The sequence below is a fragment of the Escherichia sp. KTE31 genome, from assembly GCF_000407925.1.
Classification (GTDB): Bacteria; Pseudomonadota; Gammaproteobacteria; order Enterobacterales; family Enterobacteriaceae; genus Escherichia; species Escherichia ruysiae.
Window position 1 is genome coordinate 37,669 of sequence record NZ_KE136722.1, and the last position, 25,259, is coordinate 62,927.

The 25,259-nt window shown below is 51.4% G+C and carries 23 protein-coding genes, 3 tRNA genes and 1 pseudogene; 15 read left to right on the forward strand and 12 right to left on the reverse strand.

The window, feature by feature from the left end; translation table 11 throughout:
* The first annotated feature begins 3 nt into the window (after window positions 1-3).
* From WES_RS20560 to WES_RS20545, 4 genes are all read left to right on the forward strand, one after another.
* A tRNA-Leu gene (locus WES_RS20560) sits at window positions 4-90 on the forward strand.
* Window positions 91-118: 28 nt separating this feature from the next.
* Window positions 119-205: transfer RNA gene (locus WES_RS20555), tRNA-Leu, on the forward strand.
* A 42-nt stretch (window positions 206-247) separates the two neighbouring features.
* Window positions 248-324 (forward strand) — tRNA-Pro (locus tag WES_RS20550).
* Between the two features lie 147 nt (window positions 325-471).
* Entirely contained in the window at window positions 472-1,707 is a 1,236-nt protein-coding gene (locus tag WES_RS20545) for an anaerobic sulfatase maturase (protein WP_016158856.1), read from the forward strand.
* Between the two features lie 114 nt (window positions 1,708-1,821).
* On the opposite strand, the gene aslA is transcribed toward WES_RS20545, so the two are convergent.
* From aslA to hemC, 5 genes are all read right to left on the reverse strand, one after another.
* On the reverse strand, window positions 1,822-3,477 hold the full coding sequence (gene aslA, locus WES_RS20540; protein ID WP_016158857.1) for an arylsulfatase AslA: 1,656 nt from the start codon (window positions 3,475-3,477) through the stop codon (window positions 1,822-1,824).
* A gap of 680 nt (window positions 3,478-4,157) precedes the next feature.
* Window positions 4,158-5,354: a protoheme IX biogenesis protein HemY gene (gene hemY, locus WES_RS20535; protein WP_016158858.1), complete on the reverse strand. Its 1,197-nt coding sequence runs from the start codon at window positions 5,352-5,354 to the stop codon at window positions 4,158-4,160.
* A gap of 2 nt (window positions 5,355-5,356) precedes the next feature.
* The gene (gene hemX, locus WES_RS20530) at window positions 5,357-6,532 is read right to left on the reverse strand and encodes a uroporphyrinogen-III C-methyltransferase (RefSeq protein WP_016158859.1); all 1,176 of its coding nucleotides are present in this window, start codon (window positions 6,530-6,532) and stop codon (window positions 5,357-5,359) included.
* 21 nt (window positions 6,533-6,553) lie between these two features.
* Window positions 6,554-7,294: a uroporphyrinogen-III synthase gene (hemD, locus tag WES_RS20525; RefSeq protein ID WP_000026038.1), complete on the reverse strand. Its 741-nt coding sequence runs from the start codon at window positions 7,292-7,294 to the stop codon at window positions 6,554-6,556.
* Window positions 7,291-8,232 carry a hydroxymethylbilane synthase gene (gene hemC / locus WES_RS20520; protein ID WP_032147775.1) on the reverse strand — a complete coding sequence of 314 codons (942 nt, stop codon included), beginning with the start codon at window positions 8,230-8,232 and terminating at the stop codon, window positions 7,291-7,293. The genes hemD and hemC overlap by 4 nt, the downstream gene beginning before the upstream one ends.
* 385 nt (window positions 8,233-8,617) lie before the next feature.
* On the opposite strand from hemC, the gene cyaA reads away from it, so the two are divergent.
* Complete coding sequence (cyaA, locus tag WES_RS20515; protein ID WP_000281706.1) at window positions 8,618-11,164, forward strand: class I adenylate cyclase; 2,547 nt, start codon at window positions 8,618-8,620, stop codon at window positions 11,162-11,164.
* A 39-nt stretch (window positions 11,165-11,203) separates the two neighbouring features.
* On the opposite strand, the gene cyaY is transcribed toward cyaA, so the two are convergent.
* Together cyaY and WES_RS20505 are read right to left on the reverse strand one after the other, a co-directional pair.
* A complete protein-coding gene (cyaY, locus tag WES_RS20510; protein ID WP_000999936.1) occupies window positions 11,204-11,524 on the reverse strand; it encodes an iron donor protein CyaY in 321 nt (106 codons plus the stop codon).
* 47 nt (window positions 11,525-11,571) lie between these two features.
* Window positions 11,572-11,763 (reverse strand): annotated as a pseudogene (locus tag WES_RS20505) (DKNYY family protein); the annotation flags it as partial.
* Between the two features lie 179 nt (window positions 11,764-11,942).
* On the opposite strand from WES_RS20505, the gene lptM reads away from it, so the two are divergent.
* The 6 genes from lptM (at window position 11,943) to uvrD (ending at window position 17,566) form a co-directional block, all read left to right on the forward strand.
* Window positions 11,943-12,146: an LPS translocon maturation chaperone LptM gene (gene lptM, locus WES_RS20500; RefSeq protein ID WP_000799886.1), complete on the forward strand. Its 204-nt coding sequence runs from the start codon at window positions 11,943-11,945 to the stop codon at window positions 12,144-12,146.
* A gap of 36 nt (window positions 12,147-12,182) precedes the next feature.
* Window positions 12,183-13,007, forward strand: coding sequence for a diaminopimelate epimerase (dapF, locus tag WES_RS20495; RefSeq protein WP_001160645.1), 825 nt, complete (start codon window positions 12,183-12,185; stop codon window positions 13,005-13,007).
* On the forward strand, window positions 13,004-13,711 hold the full coding sequence (locus WES_RS20490) for a DUF484 domain-containing protein (RefSeq protein WP_016158861.1): 708 nt from the start codon (window positions 13,004-13,006) through the stop codon (window positions 13,709-13,711). The genes dapF and WES_RS20490 overlap by 4 nt, the downstream gene beginning before the upstream one ends.
* The gene (gene xerC, locus WES_RS20485) at window positions 13,708-14,604 is read left to right on the forward strand and encodes a tyrosine recombinase XerC (RefSeq protein WP_016158862.1); all 897 of its coding nucleotides are present in this window, start codon (window positions 13,708-13,710) and stop codon (window positions 14,602-14,604) included. Before WES_RS20490 ends, xerC begins: the two co-directional genes overlap by 4 nt.
* The gene (gene yigB / locus WES_RS20480) at window positions 14,604-15,320 is read left to right on the forward strand and encodes a 5-amino-6-(5-phospho-D-ribitylamino)uracil phosphatase YigB (RefSeq protein WP_001213584.1); all 717 of its coding nucleotides are present in this window, start codon (window positions 14,604-14,606) and stop codon (window positions 15,318-15,320) included. The genes xerC and yigB overlap by 1 nt, the downstream gene beginning before the upstream one ends.
* 83 nt (window positions 15,321-15,403) lie before the next feature.
* On the forward strand, window positions 15,404-17,566 hold the full coding sequence (gene uvrD / locus WES_RS20475) for a DNA helicase II (RefSeq protein ID WP_016158863.1): 2,163 nt from the start codon (window positions 15,404-15,406) through the stop codon (window positions 17,564-17,566).
* 135 nt (window positions 17,567-17,701) lie between these two features.
* Here uvrD and WES_RS20470 read toward each other — a convergent pair whose 3' ends face one another.
* Window positions 17,702-18,466 (reverse strand): phosphodiester glycosidase family protein, encoded by a 765-nt coding sequence (locus tag WES_RS20470; RefSeq protein WP_016158864.1) that lies wholly within the window; start codon window positions 18,464-18,466, stop codon window positions 17,702-17,704.
* A gap of 161 nt (window positions 18,467-18,627) precedes the next feature.
* On the opposite strand from WES_RS20470, the gene ysgD reads away from it, so the two are divergent.
* Entirely contained in the window at window positions 18,628-18,684 is a 57-nt protein-coding gene (ysgD, locus tag WES_RS24310) for a YsgD/CorL family protein (RefSeq protein ID WP_212723238.1), read from the forward strand.
* Window positions 18,685-18,835: 151 nt separating this feature from the next.
* Window positions 18,836-19,786, forward strand: coding sequence for a magnesium/cobalt transporter CorA (gene corA / locus WES_RS20465; protein ID WP_000947145.1), 951 nt, complete (start codon window positions 18,836-18,838; stop codon window positions 19,784-19,786).
* A gap of 42 nt (window positions 19,787-19,828) precedes the next feature.
* Here the strand turns inward: corA and WES_RS20460 are convergent, their stop codons facing one another.
* The 4 genes from WES_RS20460 to yigI all read right to left on the reverse strand — a co-directional run bounded on the left by WES_RS20460 (window position 19,829) and on the right by yigI (window position 22,253).
* A complete protein-coding gene (locus WES_RS20460) occupies window positions 19,829-20,209 on the reverse strand; it encodes a DUF2628 domain-containing protein (RefSeq protein WP_000033709.1) in 381 nt (126 codons plus the stop codon).
* Window positions 20,210-20,225: 16 nt separating this feature from the next.
* Complete coding sequence (locus WES_RS20455; protein WP_032147809.1) at window positions 20,226-20,603, reverse strand: hypothetical protein; 378 nt, start codon at window positions 20,601-20,603, stop codon at window positions 20,226-20,228.
* Between the two features lie 93 nt (window positions 20,604-20,696).
* Window positions 20,697-21,587 (reverse strand): EamA family transporter RarD, encoded by an 891-nt coding sequence (gene rarD, locus WES_RS20450; protein WP_016158865.1) that lies wholly within the window; start codon window positions 21,585-21,587, stop codon window positions 20,697-20,699.
* A 198-nt stretch (window positions 21,588-21,785) separates the two neighbouring features.
* Window positions 21,786-22,253 (reverse strand): acyl-CoA thioesterase YigI, encoded by a 468-nt coding sequence (yigI, locus tag WES_RS20445; protein ID WP_001277141.1) that lies wholly within the window; start codon window positions 22,251-22,253, stop codon window positions 21,786-21,788.
* Window positions 22,254-22,418: 165 nt separating this feature from the next.
* Between yigI and pldA the strand changes: the two genes are divergently transcribed.
* Both pldA and recQ read left to right on the forward strand, forming a co-directional pair.
* Window positions 22,419-23,288, forward strand: coding sequence for a phospholipase A (gene pldA / locus WES_RS20440; protein ID WP_001259596.1), 870 nt, complete (start codon window positions 22,419-22,421; stop codon window positions 23,286-23,288).
* A 131-nt stretch (window positions 23,289-23,419) separates the two neighbouring features.
* Window positions 23,420-25,249, forward strand: coding sequence for an ATP-dependent DNA helicase RecQ (recQ, locus tag WES_RS20435; protein WP_024195075.1), 1,830 nt, complete (start codon window positions 23,420-23,422; stop codon window positions 25,247-25,249).
* Window positions 25,250-25,259 lie beyond the last annotated feature (10 nt).

The following is a 25,259-nucleotide window of genomic DNA, read 5'->3' on the forward strand; positions in this document are numbered from 1 at the left end:
AATGCGAAGGTGGCGGAATTGGTAGACGCGCTAGCTTCAGGTGTTAGTGTCCTTACGGACGTGGGGGTTCAAGTCCCCCCCCTCGCACCAAAAACCACGTTGATATTGCTCGCACTGGGCGAAGGTGGCGGAATTGGTAGACGCGCTAGCTTCAGGTGTTAGTGTCCTTACGGACGTGGGGGTTCAAGTCCCCCCCCTCGCACCACGACTTTAAAGAATTGAACTAAAAATTCAAAAAGCAGTATTTCGGCGAGTAGCGCAGCTTGGTAGCGCAACTGGTTTGGGACCAGTGGGTCGGAGGTTCGAATCCTCTCTCGCCGACCAATTTTGAACCCCGCTTCGGCGGGGTTTTTTGTTTTCTGTGCATTCCATCACTCACCCTTCGCAATAAACGCCCGTAGTTAATCATTGCCAAACGGTATTATTTCGCCCTTAACTTCATCGAAGGACGACTTCAGGCAAGGAGCAACCATGCTGCAACAGGTTCCAACGCGTGCTTTTCACGTAATGGCGAAACCGAGCGGTTCCGATTGTAATCTGAACTGTGACTACTGTTTTTATCTCGAAAAACAATCCCTTTACCGCGAACAACCTGTCACGCATATGGACGATGACACGCTTGAAGCGTATGTCCTTCACTATATCGCTGCCAGCGAACCCCAAAACGAAGTGGCTTTTACCTGGCAGGGCGGCGAACCAACGTTACTCGGGCTGGATTTTTACCGCCGTGCAGTGGCGCTACAGGCGAAATATGGTGCTGGCAGGAAGGTAAGTAACAGCTTCCAGACTAACGGCGTGCTGCTCGATGATGAATGGTGTGCATTTCTGGCAGAAAATCATTTCCTGGTCGGTTTATCGCTGGATGGTCCGGCTGAGATCCATAATCAATATCGCGTGACCAAAGGCGGCAGACCAACGCATAAGCTGGTGATGCGCGCACTTAAACTACTGCAAAAATATCACGTTGATTATAACGTTCTGGCCTGCGTCAACCGCACCAGCGCGCAGCAACCGTTACAGGTTTATGATTTTTTGTGCGATGCGGGAGTCGAATTCATCCAGTTTATTCCGGTGGTCGAGCGCCTGGCTGATGAAACAGCTGCCCGCGATGGACTGAAACTACATGCGCCTGGTGATATTCAGGGGGAACTGACGGAATGGTCGGTGCGCCCCGATGAATTTGGTGAATTTCTGGTGGCGATTTTCGACCACTGGATCAAACGCGACGTCGGCAAGATTTTCGTGATGAATATCGAATGGGCGTTTGCCAATTTTGTCGGTGCGCCGGGCGCAGTTTGCCATCATCAGCCGACCTGTGGGCGCTCGGTGATTATTGAGCACAACGGCGATGTTTACGCCTGCGATCACTATGTTTATCCACAATATCGACTGGGGAATATGCTTCAGCAGACAGTTGCAGAAATGATCGATTCCCCGCAACAGCAGGCGTTCGGTGAAGATAAATTTAAGCAGTTGCCGGCGCAGTGTCGAAGTTGCAACGTGTTAAAAGCGTGCTGGGGAGGTTGCCCGAAACACCGCTTTATGCTCGATACCAGCGGCAAACCGGGGCTGAATTATTTATGTACCGGGTATCAGCGTTATTTCCGCCATCTACCGCCATATCTTAAAGCAATGGCTGATTTGCTGGCGCACGGCCGCCCGGCCAGCGACATTATGCAGGCACATTTGATGGTGGTGAGTAAGTAAAAAGCGGCCATTTGGAGGCCGCTGCGGCCTACATGATCGTGCAGATTCAATAAATTGCAGCGTTCTGTAGGCTGGATAAGCTGCATCAGCATCGCATCCGGCAAAGGTAGCGGCTTAGTCAGATTTAATCTGCGCACGTGGCGGATATTTTTTCAGGATCTCCATATACGCATGCATTTCGGTCTGTAGCGGTACTCCCATCGGAATATGTCGCACGCCGATGGAGTCGCTTTCCTGCGGATCGGTATAGAGATTAAACACCGCAGAGCCCGCCGTTTGCATTACCGTACCGGTGAATCCTCCCTGATATCCACTCTGGGTATAGGCATATGGCTGCTGAATGAGAACATGATATTTGAACTCATCCATACGCACGGCAGCAAGTTGACCATTCAGGAAATAGTGCTCGGCTTTACGATTGGACTGACCGTTTGTTCCGAGGAAGAAAGAAGTCTGATCCACGCCATCGATAAAGGTGGTTTTCGGCACTAAATTTGCCACTTTCGCCCCAGGATGACCCGCCAGATCCAGCGCGGTTGGGAAAATATCCGCCAGATCGACAATACCGTCAGATTTACGCGGCTGGATCATGCCTTTCCAGTACACGAAAGTCGGTACGCGGACGCCGCCTTCCCAGGTCGAACCTTTAGAGCCACGGAACGGTGTGCGACCGTGTGGCGGCACTTCGGCTTCCGGGCCATTATCGGAGGTAAAGATAATCAGCGTGTTATCGAGCTGACCGTTTTTCTCCAGTGCTTTATACAGGTTGGCGAACACATCGTTCATCTCAACCATACAGTCGCCGTAAGAGGTGCGCGCCGGAGAGCTTCCCGCATATTTTGCGTTCGGGTAGTTATCAAAGTGACAGCCGCGAGTGCCGTAATAGAGGAAAAAAGGTTTGTCGCTTTTTGCCATTTTATCGAGGAAATTAACGCCATATTTCATCCAGCGTTGATCCAGATCTTCCATATATTTCGGCGTAATGTCGGCAATGGCTTTTTGCTCACCGCCGCGCACGGCATGAACGTCATCTTTGCTGAACGGTAATTGTTTGATGTATTCAGAACGATCCGGGCTCAGGGCGACTTCCGGATTTACGTGAACATCGCGCCATTCGGTATACATATCGGACACTGAGTTGAAGCCACGGAAATCATCGAAGCCGACGTTCTGCGGCTGCGACTCTTTGTTTTCCCCCATGTGCCATTTCCCGATGGCTTGGGTGACATAGCCTTGATCATGCAGCAGTTGCGGTAGTGTCGTTAACCCTTGCAGACCGCCAGGTTGTCCGTACATCGGCGGCATCAAAATGCCGTGGTGGATGGAATACTGTCCAGTGAGAATCGTTGCGCGGGTTGGTGAAGAACTGGGTTGTGAATAAGCAGACGTTAAAATCAGCCCCTGGCTGGCAACGGCGTCAATGTCTGGCGTTGGATTACCCACCGCCACGCCGCCGCCGTTAAAGCCAACGTCCATCCAGCCCACATCGTCCAGCAAGAAAACAACCACGTTCGGTTTCTTGCTGGTTTTTTTCTCAAGTTCTGCCAGTTTCTGCTGGGTTTCTTTATCCTGCGCCGGGTGCTGCATTACTGGCATCATATTATCGGCAATTTGGGTTGCCGGTTTAACCAGATATTGATTTGGGTGATCGTATCCGGCAAAGCCTTTGCGTGCGGTGGCAGTTGACGGGGTATCTGCTGCACTGGCCATAAGGGGAATAGCAGTGGCAACAGCAATAACAAGAAGTTTGGGTGAAAAAGAAATTTCCATGCGAAATGCTCCGGTTTCCTGTCATCAAAACGACGACGTAATTAAGCATTGATAATTGAGATCCCTCTCCCTGATAAAATAATTATATAAATAATTTATGGAAATATATTATTTATATACCGTGGAAATAAATATGAATATCAGGAGAGCATTTTAAATCCTACCTCCAGCGTGGCGGATATGTAAGGCTGGTTTATTATATAATATTGATTATTGATGCTGTTTTGATTTTGAATTCAATTAATATTTATATTGCCTATTTAACGACTTTAATTATTCATGAAATATATGGGCAAAGGCTGCCAGATTTGAGATAACATTCACCAATGTAATTATTGCAAGTGAATGAAAACAGGGTGCAGAATTATCTCATAACAAGTATTAAAGGATGTTATTTCCTTGTCCTGTATGGCATAATGGTTGAGTAGATGCTCATTCCATTTCTTATGTTCGCCTTAGTGCCTCATAAACTCCGGAATGACGCAGAGCCGTTTACGGTGCTTATCGTCCACTGACAGATGTCGCTTTTGCCTCATCAGACACCATGGACACAACGTTGAGTGAAGCACCCACTTGTTGTCATACAGACCTGTTTTAACGCCTGCTCCGTAATAAGAGCAGGCGTTTTTTTATCCCTTCAGGAAAGGACCGGAGGCTCTGTGCCTCCAGGTGAGAAAGGATTACTGCGGCGGGTTATTCTGTAACGTTAGCATTAAACCGTCTCGGCGCATCGCGGCGGCTTCTTCCGGTTTGTGCAGTCTGTCCAGCACGTCGGCAAGCCATGCATAATCATAAGCGTCCGGGCGTTGTTTCAGCGCCGCGCGGAAGGCGAGGGATGCTTCCTGCCATTCGCCATGCTTCATCAGCGACTGACCCAATGTGCTCCATAACAGCGGGCGATCGCCCACGTTTTTGATCTGTTGGCGCAGCACTTTTTCCAGTTGTTCTGGATTGTTGGTTTTCAGGCGTGGGATCGGCAGTAGCAAACGATCGTCATACTGGTGTTTCAGGCCGTCGATGATAATTTGCTGGGCGGTGTCATGGTCATCACATTCAATAAGGTGTTCCGCCATTGCCACCTGCAACGCCACCTGATGACGCGTTTTCCGGCTTTGATTTTTCCACCAGTTACGCAAGCCTTCACTACCGTCATCAGCCCGCGCCTGATCCATCAGGCCAATCCATGCCTGTTGTTCCAGTGCTGTGCGGTGTTCTTCATCGCTAACGTGAGCTTTCGCCATTGATGGGATGATGTCCAGTAGCGAACTCCATGCGCCCGTGCGGATATAAGCCTGTTCAGCCAGACGTAATACTTCTGGATGGCGTGGCGTTACTTCCAACAACTTATCCACGCCGTGGCGTGCCGCATGGTTTTCATTACGCGCCAGTTGCAGGCGAACGCGGGCGATTTCTACCGGAATAGTATCATTGCCCGCCAGTTCTGCCGCGCGTTCCAGATGCTGATTGGCGCGCGATTCATCACCACGCTGTTGCGCGGCTTCGGCAGCCAGCAAATAGTTCACTACGGGTTGCTCAGCATGATCGGCATTTTTCGCCATCAGCTTTTCGACTTGCTGATAATCGCCTTCCGCCAGTTTCAGCAGCGCCTGCTCGGTCTGTTTACGCGCGCGGCGACGCTTACGGCCGACAAACCAACCGCGAGTGTGTGCGCCTGTGCGGAAAATCCGTCGCAGTAACCATTCGATAGCAAACAGCACCACCATCGCCAGAATCAAAATGATTGCCAGTCCCGTGACGCTGGTTTCGATATTGTAGTTATCCGTTTGGATCAGCACGTAACCCTGGTGTCCGGCAATCATTGGGCCGACGACGATGCCTGCAATCAGCAACACAAAGAGCAATAACACTTTTAGCATGGTTATTCTCCTTGCGGCGCGGCTGCCGGTGTATCAGCTTGCGGTGCAGGTGCAGCCTCCGCGACTGGTGTTACTGGTTGCGCCAGCAGATTGCGCACGCGAGTCTGCATCAGTTTTTCCAGCATTGCCTGGCTTTGCAGGGTTTCCGGGAGATCCATCGAGATATTTTGCTGACTTAACTGATCCACCTCGTCGAGGAACGCTTTGGTGGTGGCATCGTCAGTATCGTAGTAAGCACGTACCCAGGTGGAGACGTTCTCCAGCGCCTGGCGGTAAGTCTCTTGCTGATGACGTGGCACAGCTTGTGCAGCGACCAGCAGGCGAGAGCGAATATTTTCGCGCAGATAGATATCCTGATTCGGCGCTAACAGCGGTACGGCGGTGTCATCACGACGGCGAATCGTAATGAAGTTGTCCATAAAGTTCTGCCAGCTTTTTTGCAGATTGATGCGCCATTCGCTGATGGAGCTGGAAAGCTCTTCACCATCGGAATCCATCGGCGAACCGTCGCTATCATTATCGGCCAGACGCAGGTTATCAACCTGATTAGAAAGCTGATTCAGCTTGAGGATGATGCCGTCATAATCTACCTGTGAGACCGCAGAAAGGCTGGCGATATCATCGGTAATTGCCCGGCGAACGGTAATCAGACTCGGGTCATTCATATCCGCCAGACTGGCGTCTGCGCTTTTCAGCAATGCCGCAGCGGTAGTGACGTCCTGATCGCTCCACAATTTACGTCCGGCGAGCTTCACCAAGAAATCAGCCTGCGCCAGCAGCCAGGTTTTGGCGTCACTACCTGAAATAGTGGCGACCTTTTGTTGAACTTCATCCAGCTTTTTGGCCAGCGTTTCCTGCTGACGATTTGCTTGCTCTAACTGCGTAGCCTGTTGTTTTATGATGCTTTCCAGCTCGGTTTTTTGGCTCTCTTGGGCTTTTTGCAGAGCCGCGAGTTGGTTAGCCAGAACATCGCTGGTGGCCGTCTGACTGACGGCCTGTTGTTTACCCCAGCCATACAAACCGACACCTGCAGCCAGAGCAATAGCGATAGCCACCGCACTTAAAATTAGAGCAGTACTGTTATTACTCTTTTTTTCTACTGTGACAGATTGTGGCGTGGTGTCCACGACCTCCCTGGTCTCTTCAACCACGGCGGAGGTTTTTTCTTGTTCCGTCATTATGGCTTCCTGTTATGAGAGTTATTGTAATGCCCGTAAAAGCGCATCGTTGTCTGCGTTATCGGCGACCTTAATATCTTGCCAGCCCAGTTCCCGGGCGAGTTTCGCCAGACGCTCGCTGACGACCAGTAGTCGACAGCGTAGTAACCAGTGCTCACGATACCATCGTGGAATCAGCGACCAGAGCTGTTGCAGCATTTCACCGCTGGTAACAACGACAGTTGTCACTTCGCGAGACTGCCAGCGCATCGCTTCTTCTGCACCATCGTAATGAATGGCGCATCGTTGATAACATTCGCAAAAAATGACTTCAGCACCGCGTGCCGTCAGGGTATCCCCGATCAGCTCACGACCGCCGTTGCCACGTAAAATTAGCGCACGTTTGCCTGCAATATTTTGTAATTCAGGTAATTGTAGCAAGACTTCGCTGATTTCCCGATCCTGCGGATAACGAACTTCGTGTCCGCTCACGGTATGCAGCGCCAGTGCGGTAGTGCGACCAATGGCGAAATAATCGGGTAGGGCGGGCCACTTGAGACCTTGCTGATGCAGCTGTGACTGTGCAAAAGCAACGGCATGTTGCGAAAGGGCAAATACCAGATCGCCTTCGCTCAGTGCCGCCAACTGGTCGGCAAGTTGTGGCAGTTGCCGACCCGGAGAAAACTCAATCAGCGGAAAATGCCAGGCCACCTGTCCCAGTGCGCGCAGACGGCTCACTAACTCTTCTCCTGCGGGAGATGGGCGGGTGACCAGGATACTCATGCTGGCGCATCTCCGCTGTAGACTTCGGCGAGGATCTCGCGCGCGCCGTTATTCAGTAGCTCTTCCGCCAGCGAAATGCCCATTTGCTCGGCATCCTGCGGCGAACCACGGCGCTCACCGCGAATAATCTGCGAACCGTCCGGTGCGCCAACCAGCGCACGCAGCCAGATTTCGCCATTGATAAGTTCGGCATAGCTACCAATCGGCACCTGACAACCGCCTTCGAGGCGGGTATTCATGGCGCGTTCGGCGGTGACGCGTAGCGCAGTTTCGTGGTGATTCAGCGCGGCGAGTACCTCGCGGGTGCGCGAATCATCAAGGCGGCATTCAATGCCTACAGCACCTTGTCCTACTGCTGGAAGAGAAATTTCAGGCGGCAGCGCAGCACGAATGCGAGACTCCAGTCCTAAACGTTTTAAGCCAGCTACGGCAAGAATAATGGCATCGTATTCGCCATTATCCAGTTTACTCAGACGAGTACCGACATTGCCGCGCAGAGAACGGATAATGAGATCCGGACGGCGTTCAGCCAGTTGGCACTGGCGGCGTAAGCTGGAAGTTCCGACGATGCTGCCTGCGGGTAACGCATCCAGACTGTCATAGTTATTGGAAACAAAGGCATCGCGAGGATCTTCGCGCTCGCAAATGGTGACCAGCCCCAGTCCTTGCGGAAATTCAACCGGCACATCTTTCATTGAATGCACGGCGATATCGGCACGGTTTTCCAGGAGCGCGACCTCCAGCTCTTTCACAAATAAGCCTTTTCCGCCAACCTTCGCCAGCGGCGTATCAAGAATCACATCGCCGCGCGTTACCATCGGCACCAGTTCAACCACCAGCCCTGGATGGCTCGCCATCAATTTGTCTTTGACATAATGTGCCTGCCAGAGTGCAAGTGGGCTTTGGCGTGTGGCAATTCTTAAAACATTGTCTAACATGCTTGTTACCGTCATTATCATCCATGGTCCATCCTAACATCCTTGCCGGAGCGATGTCAGTGTTGTGGTGAAACGTCGATGCCTGTGCAAAACGTAAAATGTAGCCAGGCGCTGGTTCCTGACAGGCGCTTCAAGCTGTCGTAATACGGAATTTACAGAGAATAAACGGTGCTACACTTGTATGTAGCGCATCTTTCTTTACGGTCAACCGGCAAGGTGTTAAATTGATCACGTTTTAGACCATTTTTTCGTCGTGAAACTAAAAAAACCAGGCGCGGAAAGTGGTACGGTTACCTTTGACATACGAAATATCCCGAATGCCGCGTGTTTCCGTTGATGTTGGCGGAATCACAGATATGACGGGTAGCAAATCAGGCGATACGTCTTGTACCTCTATATTGAGACTCTGAAACAGAGACTGGATGCCATAAATCAATTGCGCGTGGATCGCGCGCTTGCTGCTATGGGGCCTGCATTCCAACAGGTCTACAGTCTGCTGCCGACATTGTTGCACTATCACCATCCGCTAATGCCGGGTTACCTTGATGGTAATGTTCCCAGAGGCATTTGCCTTTACACGCCTGATGAAACCCAACGCCACTACCTAAACGAACTGGAACTGTATCGTGGAATGTCAGTACAGGATCCGCCAAAAGGCGAGCTTCCGATTACTGGCGTATACACCATGGGCAGCACCTCGTCTATAGGGCAAAGCTGTTCCTCCGACCTGGATATCTGGGTCTGCCATCAATCCTGGCTCGATAGCGAAGAGCGCCAGTTACTACAACGTAAATGCAGCCTGTTGGAAAGTTGGGCCGCCTCGCTGGGCGTGGAAGTCAGCTTCTTCCTGATTGATGAAAACCGTTTCCGCCATAATGAAAGTGGTAGTCTGGGGGGCGAAGATTGTGGCTCTACCCAGCATATACTGCTGCTTGACGAATTTTATCGTACCGCCGTGCGTCTCGCTGGTAAGCGTATTCTGTGGAATATGGTGCCGTGCGACGAAGAGGAGCATTACGATGACTACGTAATGACGCTCTACGCGCAGGGCGTGCTCACGCCTAATGAATGGCTGGATCTCGGTGGCTTAAGCTCGCTTTCCGCTGAAGAGTACTTTGGCGCCAGCCTTTGGCAACTCTACAAAAGCATCGATTCTCCGTACAAAGCGGTGCTGAAAACACTGCTGCTGGAAGCTTATTCTTGGGAATATCCAGACCCACGCCTGCTGGCGAAAGATATCAAACAGCGTTTGCACGATGGCGAGATAGTGTCATTTGGTCTCGATCCTTACTGCATGATGCTGGAGCGCGTTACTGAATATCTGACGGCAATTGAAGATTTCACCCGTCTGGATTTAGTGCGTCGCTGCTTCTATTTAAAAGTGTGCGAAAAACTCAGCCGCGAACGCGCTTGCGTAGGCTGGCGTCGTGAAGTATTAAGCCAACTGGTCAAAGAGTGGGGATGGGACGAAGCCCGTCTGGCGATGCTCGATAATCGCGCCAACTGGAAGATTGATCAGGTGCGTGAAGCGCACAACGAGTTGCTTGATGCGATGATGCAGAGCTACCGTAATCTGATCCGCTTTGCCCGTCGCAATAACCTTAGCGTTTCCGCCAGCCCGCAGGATATCGGCGTGCTGACGCGTAAACTGTACGCTGCGTTTGAAGCATTACCGGGGAAAGTGACGCTGGTAAACCCGCAGATTTCACCGGATCTGTCCGAGCCAAACCTGACCTTTATTTATGTGCCGCCGGGTCGTGCCAACCGTTCAGGTTGGTATCTGTATAACCGTGCGCCGACAATCGAGTCGATCATCAGTCATCAGCCGCTGGAATATAACCGCTATCTGAATAAGCTGGTGGCCTGGGCGTGGTTTAATGGCTTGCTGACATCACGGACGCATCTGTTTATTAAAGGCAACGGCATTGTCGATCTGCCTAAGTTGCAGGAGATGGTGGCTGATGTGTCGCACCATTTCCCGTTGCGTTTACCTGCGCCGACGCCGAAGGCGCTCTACAGCCCCTGTGAGATCCGCCATCTGGCGATTATCGTCAACCTGGAATATGACCCGACGACAGCGTTTCGTAATCAGGTAGTACATTTCGATTTCCGTAAGCTGGATGTCTTCAGCTTTGGCGAAGAGCAAAAATGCCTAGTGGGTAGTGTTGACCTGTTGTATCGCAATTCATGGAACGAAGTGCGCACGCTACATTTCAACGGCGAGCAGTCGATGATTGAAGCCCTGAAAACCATCCTCGGCAAAATGCATCAGGATGCCGCGCCGCCTGATAGCGTAGAAGTCTTCTGTTATAGCCAGCATCTGCGCGGATTAATCCGTACTCGCGTGCAACAACTGGTTTCTGAGTGTATCGAACTGCGTCTTTCCAGCACTCGCCAGGAAACCGGGCGCTTCAAGGCGCTGCGTGTTTCTGGTCAAACCTGGGGCTTGTTCTTCGAACGCCTGAATGTGTCTGTGCAGAAACTGGAAAATGCTATCGAGTTTTATGGCGCTATTTCGCATAACAAACTGCATGGTTTGTCAGTGCAGGTTGAGACCAATCACGTCAAATTACCAGCAGTAGTGGATGGCTTTGCCAGCGAAGGGATCATTCAGTTCTTCTTCGAAGAAACGCACGATGAGAACGGCTTTAATATCTACATTCTCGATGAAAGCAATCGGGTTGAGGTGTATCACCACTGCGAAGGTAGCAAAGAGGAGCTGGTGCGTGACGTCAGCCGCTTCTACTCGTCATCGCACGACCGTTTCACTTACGGCTCCAGTTTCATCAACTTCAACCTGCCGCAGTTCTATCAGATTGTGAAGGTCGATGGTCGCGAACAGGTCATTCCGTTCCGTACCAAATCTATCGGCAACATGCCGCCAGCCAATCAGGATAATGACACGCCGCTGTTACAGCAGTATTTTTCGTGATGAGTATGCCGGAAAGCGAGGCTTATCCGGCATGAAATCTTAACGGAAGCTCACCGTCTCTCCCGCCTGCTGCGTCGCCGCCTGTTCCAGCAAATCCCAGAAGGTTTCGCCGCTGCGATCGCAAATCCACTCGTCGCCTTTCAGATCAAAGTGGTAGCCGCCCTGTTTAGTCGCCAGCCACACCTGATGCAGTGGTTCCTGGCGGTTGATAATGATTTTGCTGCCATTTTCAAAGGTAATGGTCAGTACGCCGCCGTTGATTTCGCAGTCGATATCGCTGTCGCCATCCCAGTCGTCCAGGTGTTCTTCAATGGTTAGCCACAGTTGGTCAGCCAGGCGATGAAATTCACTGTCGTTCATTGTTGTATCCTGTTTTTAGGTGATGGCGGCAGTATAGCGGCATGGGGTCAGGGCTTCAAAGTTTGCCCGTCTGCTGCATTCCGGCATGATTCCTCCGTCACCGGAATAATAATGTCTCTGTTTTGAATCTCACGCACATCTTCCTCTCTGAAGCGTGTTTTCGCCGGGCAGGGGAATGGCGTAACCCTTACCTCTGTATCGATCCAGGTATAAACATTGCGATAGTACATAAAGCCATCCTGGCGCGAGGTGTCGATCACGAAACTACCAGCAAAACATAAATCCTCTCTTGTAAGCGTTATACTCGCAGCAATTCCTCACTTTTCAGACTTCATAAAGAGTCGCTAAACGCTTGCTTTTACGTCTTCTCCTGCGATGATAGAAAGCAGAAAGCGATGAACTTTACAGGCAATCCATAATGAAAAACGTGTTTAAAGCACTCACTGTATTACTTACTCTTTTCAGCCTGACGGGCTGCGGTTTGAAAGGTCCGCTCTATTTCCCGCCCGCAGATAAAAACGCGCCACCGCCGACTAAACCGGTAGATACGCAAACACAATCCACGTTGCCGGATAAAAACGACCGCGCCACTGGCGATGGCCCATCTCAGGTGAATTACTAAAAGTCAGTTTCTGTACCCGCGTGAATGGAGTAGATAATGCAGTTCTCGAAAATGCATGGCCTTGGCAACGATTTTATGGTCGTCGACGCGGTAACGCAGAATGTCTTTTTTTCACCGGATCTGATTCGTCGCCTGGCGGATCGGCACCTGGGTGTGGGTTTTGACCAGCTACTGGTGGTTGAGCCGCCGTACGATCCAGAACTGGATTTCCACTATCGCATTTTCAATGCTGACGGTAGTGAAGTGGCGCAGTGCGGCAACGGCGCACGCTGCTTTGCCCGCTTTGTACGCCTGAAAGGGCTGACCAATAAGCGCGATATTCGCGTCAGCACTGCCAATGGTCGGATGGTACTGACCGTCACCGATGACGATCTGGTACGGGTAAATATGGGCGAACCAAATTTCGAACCTTCCGCCGTGCCGTTTCGCGCCAACAAAGCGGAAAAGACCTATATCATGCGCGCCGCCGAGCAGACAATCTTATGCGGCGTAGTGTCGATGGGAAATCCGCACTGCGTGATTCAGGTCGATGATGTCGATACTGCGGCGGTAGAAACACTGGGGCCAGTTCTGGAAAGCCACGAACGTTTCCCGGAGCGCGCCAACATCGGTTTCATGCAAGTGGTTAAGCGCGAGCATATTCGTTTACGCGTTTATGAGCGTGGGGCAGGTGAAACCCAGGCCTGCGGCAGCGGCGCGTGTGCGGCGGTAGCGGTAGGGATTCAGCAAGGTTTGCTGGCCGAAGAAGTTCGTGTGGAACTCCCTGGCGGTCGCCTTGATATTGCCTGGAAAGGTCCGGGTCATCCGTTATATATGACGGGTCCGGCAGTACATGTTTACGACGGATTTATTCATCTATGAAGCAACCAGGGGAAGAACTACAGGAAACACTCACGGAGCTTGATGACCGGGCGGTTGTCGATTACCTGATTAAAAATCCTGAGTTTTTTATCCGCAATGCGCACGCAGTAGAGGCAATTCGAGTGCCGCATCCGGTACGTGGCACCGTTTCGCTCGTCGAATGGCATATGGCTCGCGCGCGTAACCATATTCATGTTCTGGAAGAGAACATGGCGATGTTGATGGAACAGGCTATCGCCAACGAAGGCCTGTTTTATCGCTTACTCTATTTGCAGCGCACTCTTACTGCCGCCAGCAGTCTCGACGACATGCTAATGCGCTTTCATCGGTGGGCACGCGATCTTGGCCTGGCGGGTGCGAGTCTGCGCCTGTTCCCGGATCGTTGGCGTTTAGGCGCGCCGTCGAACCATACCCATCTGGCATTAAGCCGTCAGGCTTTCGAACCTCTGCGTATTCAGCGTCTGGGGCAGGAACCGCATTATCTGGGGCCGCTTAACGGGCCTGAATTGCTGGTGGTGCTGCCGGAAGCGAAAGCGGTGGGATCGGTGGCGATGTCGATGCTGGGAAGTGATGCTGATCTTGGTGTGGTGCTGTTCACCAGCCGTGATGCCAGTCACTATCAACAAGGGCAGGGAACGCAGTTACTCCATGAAATTGCGCTGATGATGCCGGAGCTTCTGGAGCGTTGGATTGAACGCGTATGACCGATTTACATACCGATGTGGAACGCTACCTACGTTATTTGAGCGTGGAGCGTCAACTTAGCCCGATTACCCTGGTTAACTACCAGCGGCAGCTTGAGGCGATCATCAATTTTGCCAGCGAAAACGGCCTGCAAAGCTGGCAACAATGTGATGTGACGATGGTGCGTAATTTTGCTGTACGCAGTCGCCGTAAAGGGCTGGGAGCGGCAAGCCTCGCGTTACGGCTTTCTGCGCTACGTAGCTTTTTTGACTGGCTGGTTAGCCAGAACGAACTCAAAGCTAACCCGGCAAAAGGTGTTTCGGCACCGAAAGCGCCGCGTCATCTGCCGAAAAATATCGACGTCGATGATATGAATCGGCTGCTGGATATCGATATCAACGATCCCCTCGCTGTACGTGACCGGGCAATGCTGGAAGTGATGTACGGCGCGGGGCTGCGTCTTTCCGAACTGGTGGGGCTGGATATCAAACATCTCGACCTGGAGTCCGGCGAAGTGTGGGTGATGGGAAAAGGCAGCAAAGAGCGCCGCCTGCCGATTGGTCGTAACGCCGTGGCGTGGATTGAGCACTGGCTTGATTTACGCGACCTGTTTGGCAGCGAAGACGACGCACTTTTCCTGTCGAAACTGGGTAAACGCATCTCTGCGCGTAACGTACAAAAACGCTTTGCCGAATGGGGCATCAAACAGGGGCTGAATAATCACGTTCACCCGCATAAATTACGTCACTCATTCGCCACGCATATGCTGGAGTCGAGCGGCGATCTGCGTGGTGTGCAAGAGCTGTTGGGTCATGCCAATCTCTCTACCACGCAAATCTATACTCATCTTGATTTTCAACACCTTGCCTCGGTGTATGATGCGGCGCATCCACGCGCCAAACGGGGGAAATAATGCGTTTTTACCGGCCTTTGGGGCGCATCTCGGCGCTCACCTTTGACCTGGATGATACCCTTTACGACAACCGTCCGGTGATTTTGCGCACCGAGCGGGAGGCGCTGACTTTTGTGCAAAATTATCACCCGGCGCTGCGCAGCTTCCAGAATGAAGATCTGCAACGCCTGCGTCAGGCGGTACGGGAAGCGGAACCCGAGATTTATCACGACGTGACGCGCTGGCGTTTTCGCTCGATTGAACAAGCTATGCTCGATGCCGGGCTGAGTGCCGAAGAGGCCAGTGCAGGCGCACATGCTGCGATGATCAACTTTGCCAAATGGCGCAGTCGGATCGATGTTCCGCAGCAAACGCACGACACCTTAAAACAGCTGGCGAAGAAATGGCCGCTGGTGGCGATCACCAACGGTAACGCACAGCCGGAACTGTTTGGTTTGGGCGACTACTTTGAGTTTGTGCTGCGCGCTGGCCCGCACGGGCGCTCGAAGCCGTTCAGCGATATGTACTTTCTGGCGGCAGAAAAACTCAATGTGCCGATCGGCGAGATCTTACATGTAGGTGACGATCTTACCACCGACGTGGGTGGGGCGATCCGCAGCGGAATGCAGGCCTGTTGGATCAGACCGGAAAATGGCGATCTGATGCAAACCTGGGACAGCCGTTTACTGCCGCATCTGGAAATTTCCCGGTTGGCATCTCTGACCTCGCTGATATAATCAGCAAATCTGTATATATACCCAGCTTTTTGGCGGAGGGCGTTGCGCTTCTCCGCCCAACCTATTTTTACGCGGCGGTGCCAATGGACGTTTCTTACCTGCTCGACAGCCTTAATGACAAACAGCGCGAAGCGGTGGCCGCGCCACGCAGCAACCTTCTGGTGCTGGCGGGCGCGGGCAGTGGTAAGACGCGCGTACTGGTGCATCGTATCGCCTGGCTGATGAGCGTGGAAAACTGCTCGCCGTACTCGATTATGGCGGTGACGTTTACCAATAAAGCGGCGGCGGAAATGCGTCATCGTATCGGGCAACTGATGGGCACCAGCCAGGGCGGCATGTGGGTCGGCACCTTCCACGGACTGGCGCACCGTTTGCTGCGTGCGCACCATATGGACGCCAATCTGCCGCAGGATTTCCAGATCCTCGACAGTGAAGACCAGCTACGCTTGCTTAAGCGTCTGATCAAGGCGATGAACCTCGACGAGAAGCAGTGGCCGCCGCGCCAGGCAATGTGGTACATCAACAGCCAGAAAGATGAAGGCCTGCGTCCGCATCATATTCAAAGCTACGGTAACCCGGTGGAGCAGACCTGGCAGAAGGTGTATCAGGCGTATCAGGAAGCGTGCGATCGTGCGGGCCTGGTGGACTTTGCCGAGCTGCTGCTGCGCGCCCACGAACTGTGGCTTAACAAGCCGCATATTCTGCAACACTACCGCGAACGTTTTACCAACATCCTGGTGGACGAATTCCAGGATACCAACAACATTCAGTACGCGTGGATCCGCCTGCTGGCGGGCGATACCGGCAAAGTAATGATTGTTGGCGATGACGACCAGTCAATCTACGGCTGGCGCGGGGCGCAGGTCGAGAATATTCAGCGTTTCCTCAATGATTTCCCCGGTGCCGAAACTATTCGTCTGGAGCAAAACTACCGCTCTACCAGTAATATTCTGAGCGCCGCCAACGCCCTGATTGAAAACAACAACGGGCGTCTGGGTAAAAAACTGTGGACCGATGGTGCGGACGGTGAGCCGATTTCCCTCTATTGCGCCTTTAACGAACTCGACGAAGCGCGTTTTGTGGTTAACCGCATCAAAACCTGGCAGGACAACGGCGGGGCGCTCGCTGAGTGCACTATCCTCTACCGTAGCAACGCCCAGTCGCGTGTACTGGAAGAAGCCTTATTGCAGGCCAGTATGCCGTACCGTATTTACGGCGGGATGCGCTTCTTCGAACGTCAGGAAATCAAAGATGCGCTCTCGTATCTACGCCTGATTGCCAACCGCAACGATGATGCGGCATTTGAGCGCGTGGTCAATACGCCAACGCGGGGTATTGGTGACCGGACGCTGGACGTCGTGCGTCAGACATCGCGCGATCGCCAGTTAACTCTCTGGCAGGCGTGTCGTGAACTGTTGCAGGAAAAAGCTCTCGCTGGTCGTGCTGCCAGCGCCTTGCAGCGGTTTATGGAACTGATCGACGCCTTAGCGCAAGAAACTGCCGATATGCCGCTGCATGTACAGACTGACCGGGTAATTAAAGACTCCGGCCTGCGCACCATGTACGAGCAGGAGAAAGGCGAAAAAGGCCAGACGCGTATCGAAAACTTAGAGGAACTGGTGACGGCAACGCGCCAGTTCAGCTACAACGAAGAAGACGAAGATTTAATGCCGCTGCAGGCATTCCTCTCCCATGCGGCGCTGGAAGCGGGCGAAGGGCAGGCGGATACCTGGCAGGATGCGGTGCAGTTGATGACGCTACACTCGGCGAAAGGTCTGGAGTTTCCGCAGGTGTTTATCGTTGGTATGGAAGAGGGCATGTTCCCAAGCCAGATGTCGCTGGATGAAGGCGGGCGTCTGGAAGAAGAACGCCGTCTGGCCTACGTTGGCGTAACCCGCGCGATGCAGAAACTGACGCTGACCTACGCGGAAACCCGCCGCCTGTACGGCAAAGAAGTTTACCATCGCCCATCGCGCTTTATCGGTGAGCTGCCGGAAGAGTGTGTGGAAGAGGTGCGCTTGCGCGCCACGGTAAGTCGTCCGGTCAGCCATCAGCGTATGGGTACGCCGATGGTCGAGAACGACAGCGGTTACAAGCTCGGCCAGCGCGTGCGCCACGCCAAATTTGGTGAAGGCACTATCGTCAATATGGAAGGCAGCGGCGAACATAGCCGTTTGCAGGTGGCGTTCCAGGGCCAGGGAATCAAATGGCTGGTGGCGGCTTACGCCCGGCTGGAGACGGTATAACGTTGCCGGATGCGGTGCTGTGCACCTTATACGGCCTACAAAATCATGCAGATTCAATAAATTGTGGCCGGATAAGGCGTTTACGCCGCATCCGGCATCAGCACCATATTCAGTATCTGACACAAAACGATCATTCTAACTTTTCTGCTCGACGGAAATCATGGTAACAAAAGGATAGCGTTGCCACGGGATTGCTCCGCCTTTCATATACATATGCGAGATCGTGCCATCAAGATAAAGCAGCTGCTCGACGTCCAGTTTTGCTTTGGCATAGCAGGCAAAATCATAAAAATTTGTCGCCTGCTGGTTCAACAAAAACACAGCGTTCCCTTGTTTATTTATCCCTACACCGTTACGAATTTTACGCGAGGCAACATTCGGGTGAATGCGCGGATTAATTACGCCGTTTTCTAATAACATTGGCCCTGACTGCACCGCGAACTGAATCTCTTTACTGGCTTTAAATGTTTGCAGCGGAACGATAGCGGCTTTATCTCCCGCGACATAAAACACGCCGCCAGGACGGATAAAGAAGTTCCCTTCCCCTGAGGCGAGATTTAGCGCCACCTTCTGCTGACCGTTTTCGATGTACAAACCGAGCGGCGCATAGCTTTCATCATAGATGCCGCCGTTCATCACCATCTGAACTTGCCCCTGGCTATTAATATCCGCCAGCAGCGCATGTAACGTTCCCCACGCTTCGCCATTGGCTTTTTGCCAGTACATTTTCACCCGCTCTGTCTGAGGGTTAACGGTATACGCCTGCACTGTCAGCGACGGATCTGAGAGCGTGCAGTCATCAGCAGCAACAGCAAACAAGGGGAGTAAGACGAGGGCGAGAAAAATCCGTTTGAGATTCAAGGTGATCATTCCTTTACCAATGAGTAGCCGATGCGCCATTATAGGTTCTGGCTGTGTGATTTTTTTATCCTGTTAACGACCTTGACGAGTACCAAAAAGCGCGAAGTTCAACTATTGTTCTGTGGTGTTCCGTTGCGTGTTGACGGCAAAATTTTGCTGGCGTAACATGCGCGCACGATCACTCTAAGAGGACATTCGCCTTGGACACACCCAGTAGATACTGGCTCATTATCCTGTCATCCAGGATCAACTCCTAAGGCTATCCCCTTTTGCTGATAGCCTTAGCGGTTGTCAGCGACCTCAATTTTTCCCGTCGCGCTGAGTCAGGCTGTTTAATGGTCTGAAACCCAATTTGTTTCTGTGTGCCCACCGAACTGTCCGATATTTTAAGCATTGGGAGTCCCGGTCATGCTGAGCGCATTTCAACTGGAAAATAACCGACTGACCCGGCTGGAAGTCGAAGAGTCACAACCCCTTGTAGATGCAGTATGGATTGATCTTGTCGAACCGGATGACGACGAGCGACTGCGCGTACAATCTGAACTTGGCCAGAGCCTGGCAACCCGCCCGGAACTGGAAGACATCGAAGCATCGGCGCGTTTCTTTGAAGACGATGACGGCCTGCATATTCACTCCTTCTTCTTCTTTGAAGATGCGGAAGATCACGCCGGTAACTCCACTGTGGCATTTACTATCCGCGATGGTCGCCTGTTTACCCTGCGTGAGCGCGAGCTGCCTGCATTCCGTCTGTATCGTATGCGCGCCCGTAGCCAGTCAATGGTTGACGGTAACGCCTACGAGCTGCTGCTGGATCTGTTCGAAACCAAAATCGAACAGCTGGCGGATGAAATTGAAAACATCTACAGCGATCTGGAGCAGTTGAGCCGGGTAATTATGGAGGGGCATCAGGGCGATGAGTACGACGAGGCGCTCTCCACACTGGCGGAACTGGAAGATATCGGCTGGAAAGTTCGTCTGTGTCTGATGGATACCCAGCGCGCGCTCAACTTCCTGGTACGCAAGGCGCGTTTACCTGGCGGGCAACTGGAGCAGGCGCGTGAAATCCTGCGAGATATCGAATCCCTGCTGCCGCATAACGAATCCCTGTTCCAGAAGGTAAACTTCCTGATGCAGGCGGCGATGGGCTTTATCAACATCGAGCAGAACCGCATCATCAAAATCTTCTCGGTGGTATCCGTGGTGTTCCTGCCGCCAACACTGGTCGCTTCCAGCTACGGGATGAACTTTGAGTTTATGCCAGAACTGAAGTGGAGTTTCGGCTACCCAGGCGCGATTATCTTTATGATTCTCGCGGGTCTGGCACCGTATCTGTACTTTAAGCGGAAGAACTGGTTGTAAAAAACGAGAGCGGTGGCTTAGCCTGGCTAAGCCACCTGTTATTCAGAGGCTCCAGGTATCAATACCCTTTACTTCTTTTTCATAGAACCATTTATTCGTGCTAACAGCAACATAGCCTGCTACAGCGAATCCCAGTACATTAACGCCAATTAGTGCACCAACCAATAGTGAGAGAATGCCAAGTAATAGAACTATAATTGCTTTTTTCCATAATCCCAGGACAAATAAATATATCCAGGAGAAGAAAAAAGCAATGAAATTCATTTGAACAGTTAATCGTTGCCTTATTTTTAATGCTTTAAATGCTTTTTTATACTCTGGTGTTGCCCCCCAGAATCCAGGAAAACCATATTGGTCATAAAAATTAAATCGGTATTTCCATTTTTCACTTAATGAACCATCGTTCATATATCCCTTACTCATAAATACTCCGTAACTATTATTTTGATGAATCAGTAGGTGCAAGTATTAGCATACTGAAAGTGGTAAAATAGCAAATTAAGAAAATCATCGAACCATTGCCTGAACAATCAAAATGTTCGGCAATCATGATGATGATAGAGATGGTATAGACAGCTAATGTGCAAAAAATATACGTTTTTATATACGTGAAACCACTATCACGGAGTCGTTGGCAATTCATATTGATGACGAGATAATGGAGAAGAATGGTAGATATTATAACAAAAAATCCTGATCCGGCCTCGCCAGAAAAAGCAATAAGTAAGACACAAACTAAATTTGTTAAAATAAATGAAAACAAATAACGGCGTCTGGAAATCTTGCCTTTAGATGTTGGCATAAATATACGTAACATTGATTTTACATCCTTGTGTGATTCTCCCGCCAGCATGGCAATATGCCCACCCTCATGCAAGAGCAGGCACATTTTTTCAGAATATATTTATTTTTATTTGGACGTTCGACGCTGCGTATAAATTGCATCCATCACAAAAATTGCCAGCGCCAGCCAGATAAAGGCGAAGGTCACCATTTTATCCGCCCCCGGTGTTTCACCATAAAACGTCACTGCCAGCAGGAACATCAGCGTCGGGCCAATATACTGGAAAAAGCCTAACGTTGAGAGACGCAAGCGCGTGGCAGCGGCGGTGAAACACAACAGCGGTACAGTGGTGACAACACCAGCGGCGATCAGCAGTAAATTCAGCGACATTGGGTTTTGCCCCATATGGCTGGTAGAACTATCAGCAATAGCAAACAGGTAAATCGCCGCCACGGGTAGCAGCCACATGGTTTCGATTAACATGCCTGTTTGAGCTTCAACCGCAATCTTCTTGCGTACCAGGCCGTAGAAGGCAAAACTAAATGCCAGTCCCAGCGCGATGATTGGCAGCGAACCAAAGGTCCAGAGCTGGACCAGCACACCACAAATCGCCAGAATCACTGCCAGCCATTGCATCCGGCGGAATCGCTCGCCGAGGAAAATCATCCCCAGCAATATATTCACCAGTGGATTAATAAAATATCCAAGACTGGCCTCCAGCATATGGTGATTGTTCACTGCCCAGATAAACAGTAACCAATTGCCACCAATTAGCACAGCAGAGACTGCCAGCATAAATATTTTCTTCGGCGTCTGAATCAGGGTTTTTAAATAGAACCACTGGCGGCTGATGCTCATCAACACCACCATAAAGAAAAACGACCAGATTACACGATGCGTCAGGATCTCATCAGCAGGTACGTAATAAATCAGTTTGAAGTACGCAGGTGCAATACCCCAAATAAAATAAGCGGCAAGAGCGAGTAATACGCCCTGCCGCGTTTGTTTTGTATCCATTGGAAAACTCATTTTTTGTTGTTAATTACAGTTTACCTGCTCAGATGGCTGACAAAGTGCGCTTTGTTCATGCCTTACCCAACCTACAAAAGAATGCAAATTCAATACATTGCATTTCTCTGGTAGACCAGATAAGCGTAGCGCATCAGGCAATTTGCGTTTGTCATCAGTTTAAGTAGTTTACCTGCTTTTAGATTTTCAACCTACCATATAGGTGGCGGTAGCACTGGCAATATAAAGCTGTTCTTCATTGTGCAGTTCGACACGGGCGACGGCGACTTTATTACCCGCACGTAACAGGCTACTGGTGGCTGTAAAACGCTCACCCCTGCCTGGACGCAGATAATCGACGCGAAGATCAATGGTGCCCATCCGCGATAGTCGCTGGCGTAGTTCATCTTCATTAATGGTTTCGTGACGCGTTAAAGTGCTGCCTACACATACCAGACCAGCGGCGACATCCAGCGCCGACGCAATCACCCCGCCGTGCAAAATACTTTGCGCCCAGTTACCGACCATCATTGGCTGATTTTTAAAGGCCAGCTGCGCAAATTCTTTTTCGTAACGCTCCAGTTCCATCCCCAATGCCCGGTTAAACGGCATGTGATAAACAAACATTTCACCCACTAATTTCAGGGCTTGTTCAGCGGTCAGTACAGCAGACATATCATCCTTACACTTCGTTGGTTAACGAAATGTTGATTTTATGCTTCTTTGTTGTTGGTTTCTACTTTAGGAAGGGATAACTAACGGCAATTGAGTTAAGTATGTAAAATAGCCCGCAGAAAAAATATTCATCTAATCAATAATTCGTTACGGAGAACACGATCGATGCGGACTCTACTGGGCTGCTTGTTGCCAGTGTGTATGCTGCCGATAGTGGCAAATGCACAAGAAGCAACGGTGAAAGATGTGCATGATGCGCCTGCAGTACGTGGCAGCATCATCGCCAATATGTTGCAGGAACATGATAATCCTTTCACCCTTTATCCTTATGACACCAACTACATCATCTATACCCAGACCAGCGATCTGAATAAAGAAGCGATTGCGAGTTACGATTGGGCAGAAAACGCGCGTAAGGATGAAGTGAAGTTCCAGTTAAGTCTGGCGTTTCCGCTTTGGCGTGGGATTTTGGGGGCAAACTCTGTTCTGGGTGCATCTTACACGCAGAAATCCTGGTGGCAGCTTTCTAATAGCGAAGAGTCATCGCCGTTTCGTGAAACTAACTATGAACCGCAACTGTTCCTCGGTTTTGCTACCGATTACCGCTTTGCTGGCTGGACACTGCGCGATGTGGAGCTGGGGTACAATCATGACTCTAACGGGCGTTCCGACCCGACGTCCCGTAGCTGGAACCGTATCTATACTCGCCTGATGGCGGAAAATGGTAACTGGCTGGTGGAGGTCAAACCGTGGTATGTGGTGGGTAATACTGACGATAACCCGGATATCACCAAATATATGGGGTACTACCAGCTTAAAATCGGCTATCACTTGGGTGATGCCGTATTGAGCGCGAAAGGGCAGTACAACTGGAACACCGGTTACGGCGGCGCGGAGTTAGGCTTAAGTTACCCGATCACCAAACATGTGCGTCTTTATACTCAGGTTTACAGCGGTTACGGCGAATCGCTCATCGACTATAACTTTAACCAGACCCGCGTCGGTGTGGGGGTTATGCTAAACGACCTGTTCTAATGCGAGTTGATTGAAAGGCAAATCTGGAATCCAGCATCCAGGATTACCCTGCCAGAGACTAAAAGCATTGCAGTTTCTCGCGCAGGCGCTGAAAATAGCGCCTGTTTTTATTTCAGGCAATCGGGGTGAATGTGGCGCAGGCGGAAGTGTTGAATCTGGAGTCCGGAGCTAAACAGGTTTTACAAGAAACCTTTGGCTACCAACAGTTTCGCCCCGGCCAGGAAGAAATTATCGACACCGTACTTTCCGGTCGCGATTGCCTCGTCGTCATGCCAACTGGCGGCGGAAAATCCCTGTGCTATCAAATCCCTGCGTTGTTATTGAACGGTCTTACTGTCGTTGTTTCACCACTGATTTCCTTGATGAAAGACCAGGTGGATCAACTGCAAGCCAACGGTGTAGCGGCGGCGTGCCTTAACTCGACGCAAAACCGAGAGCAGCAGCTTGAAGTGATGACAGGCTGTCGCACCGGGCAAATTCGCCTGCTGTATATCGCGCCGGAACGCCTGATGCTGGATAACTTCCTTGAGCATCTGGGGCACTGGAATCCTGTCTTATTAGCCGTTGATGAAGCGCATTGTATTTCCCAATGGGGCCACGATTTCCGCCCGGAATATGCTGCGCTCGGTCAGTTACGCCAGCGTTTCCCGACGCTGCCGTTTATGGCGCTAACCGCTACAGCCGATGACACCACGCGACAAGATATCGTGCGCCTGCTGGGGCTTAACGATCCGCTGATTCAAATCAGTAGTTTTGACCGCCCGAATATTCGCTATATGTTGATGGAGAAGTTCAAACCGCTCGATCAACTGATGCGTTACGTGCAGGAACAACGCGGTAAGTCGGGGATTATTTACTGTAATAGTCGTGCGAAGGTAGAAGATACCGCTGCGCGCCTGCAAAGTAAGGGTATTAGCGCAGCGGCGTATCACGCAGGGCTGGAAAACGATGTCCGCGCCGACGTGCAGGAAAAATTCCAGCGCGATGACCTGCAAATTGTGGTGGCGACCGTGGCGTTCGGTATGGGCATCAACAAACCTAACGTTCGCTTCGTGGTGCATTTTGATATTCCGCGCAACATTGAATCCTATTATCAGGAAACCGGTCGCGCCGGGCGTGACGGCCTGCCAGCGGAAGCAATGCTGTTTTACGATCCGGCAGATATGGCGTGGTTGCGCCGCTGTCTGGAAGAAAAGCCGCAGGGGCAGCTACAGGATATCGAGCGCCATAAACTCAATGCGATGGGGGCGTTTGCCGAAGCGCAAACTTGCCGACGCCTGGTACTGCTGAATTATTTTGGCGAAGGGCGTCAGGAACCGTGTGGGAACTGCGATATCTGCCTCGATCCGCCGAAGCAATACGATGGTTCAACCGATGCGCAGATTGCGCTTTCCACCATTGGTCGTGTGAATCAGCGGTTTGGTATGGGCTATGTGGTGGAAGTGATCCGTGGTGCTAATAATCAGCGTATCCGCGACTATGGTCATGACAAACTGAAAGTCTACGGCATGGGGCGTGATAAAAGTCATGAACACTGGGTGAGCGTGATCCGCCAACTGATTCACCTCGGTCTGGTGACGCAAAATATCGCCCAGCATTCTGCGCTACAACTGACAGAGGCCGCGCGTCCGGTGCTGCGTGGCGAATCCTCTTTGCAACTTGCGGTGCCGCGTATTGTGGCACTCAAACCGAAAGCGATGCAGAAATCCTTCGGCGGCAATTATGACCGCAAACTGTTCGCCAAATTACGCAAACTGCGTAAATCTATTGCCGATGAAAGCAATGTCCCGCCGTATGTGGTGTTTAACGACGCTACCTTGATTGAGATGGCTGAACAGATGCCGATCACCGCCAGCGAAATGTTGAGTGTAAACGGTGTCGGGATGCGCAAGCTGGAACGCTTTGGTAAACCGTTTATGATGCTGATTCGCGCTCATGTCGACGGCGACGACGAAGAGTAGTCAGCGGCAC

Bases quoted from the DNA above. Each gene is read 5' to 3' on its own strand.
- WES_RS20545 (WP_016158856.1), top strand. From the start codon at position 472: ATGCTGCAACAGGTTCCAACGCGTGCTTTTCACGTAATGGCGAAACCG.
- aslA (WP_016158857.1), bottom strand. From the start codon at position 3,477: ATGGAAATTTCTTTTTCACCCAAACTTCTTGTTATTGCTGTTGCCACT.
- hemY (WP_016158858.1), bottom strand. From the start codon at position 5,354: ATGCTAAAAGTGTTATTGCTCTTTGTGTTGCTGATTGCAGGCATCGTC.
- hemX (WP_016158859.1), bottom strand. From the start codon at position 6,532: ATGACGGAACAAGAAAAAACCTCCGCCGTGGTTGAAGAGACCAGGGAG.
- hemD (WP_000026038.1), bottom strand. From the start codon at position 7,294: ATGAGTATCCTGGTCACCCGCCCATCTCCCGCAGGAGAAGAGTTAGTG.
- hemC (WP_032147775.1), bottom strand. From the start codon at position 8,232: ATGTTAGACAATGTTTTAAGAATTGCCACACGCCAAAGCCCACTTGCA.
- cyaY (WP_000999936.1), bottom strand. From the start codon at position 11,524: ATGAACGACAGTGAATTTCATCGCCTGGCTGACCAACTGTGGCTAACC.
- lptM (WP_000799886.1), top strand. From the start codon at position 11,943: ATGAAAAACGTGTTTAAAGCACTCACTGTATTACTTACTCTTTTCAGC.
- dapF (WP_001160645.1), top strand. From the start codon at position 12,183: ATGCAGTTCTCGAAAATGCATGGCCTTGGCAACGATTTTATGGTCGTC.
- WES_RS20490 (WP_016158861.1), top strand. From the start codon at position 13,004: ATGAAGCAACCAGGGGAAGAACTACAGGAAACACTCACGGAGCTTGAT.
- xerC (WP_016158862.1), top strand. From the start codon at position 13,708: ATGACCGATTTACATACCGATGTGGAACGCTACCTACGTTATTTGAGC.
- yigB (WP_001213584.1), top strand. From the start codon at position 14,604: ATGCGTTTTTACCGGCCTTTGGGGCGCATCTCGGCGCTCACCTTTGAC.
- uvrD (WP_016158863.1), top strand. From the start codon at position 15,404: ATGGACGTTTCTTACCTGCTCGACAGCCTTAATGACAAACAGCGCGAA.
- WES_RS20470 (WP_016158864.1), bottom strand. From the start codon at position 18,466: ATGGCGCATCGGCTACTCATTGGTAAAGGAATGATCACCTTGAATCTC.
- corA (WP_000947145.1), top strand. From the start codon at position 18,836: ATGCTGAGCGCATTTCAACTGGAAAATAACCGACTGACCCGGCTGGAA.
- WES_RS20460 (WP_000033709.1), bottom strand. From the start codon at position 20,209: ATGAGTAAGGGATATATGAACGATGGTTCATTAAGTGAAAAATGGAAA.
- WES_RS20455 (WP_032147809.1), bottom strand. From the start codon at position 20,603: ATGTTACGTATATTTATGCCAACATCTAAAGGCAAGATTTCCAGACGC.
- rarD (WP_016158865.1), bottom strand. From the start codon at position 21,587: ATGGATACAAAACAAACGCGGCAGGGCGTATTACTCGCTCTTGCCGCT.
- yigI (WP_001277141.1), bottom strand. From the start codon at position 22,253: ATGTCTGCTGTACTGACCGCTGAACAAGCCCTGAAATTAGTGGGTGAA.
- pldA (WP_001259596.1), top strand. From the start codon at position 22,419: ATGCGGACTCTACTGGGCTGCTTGTTGCCAGTGTGTATGCTGCCGATA.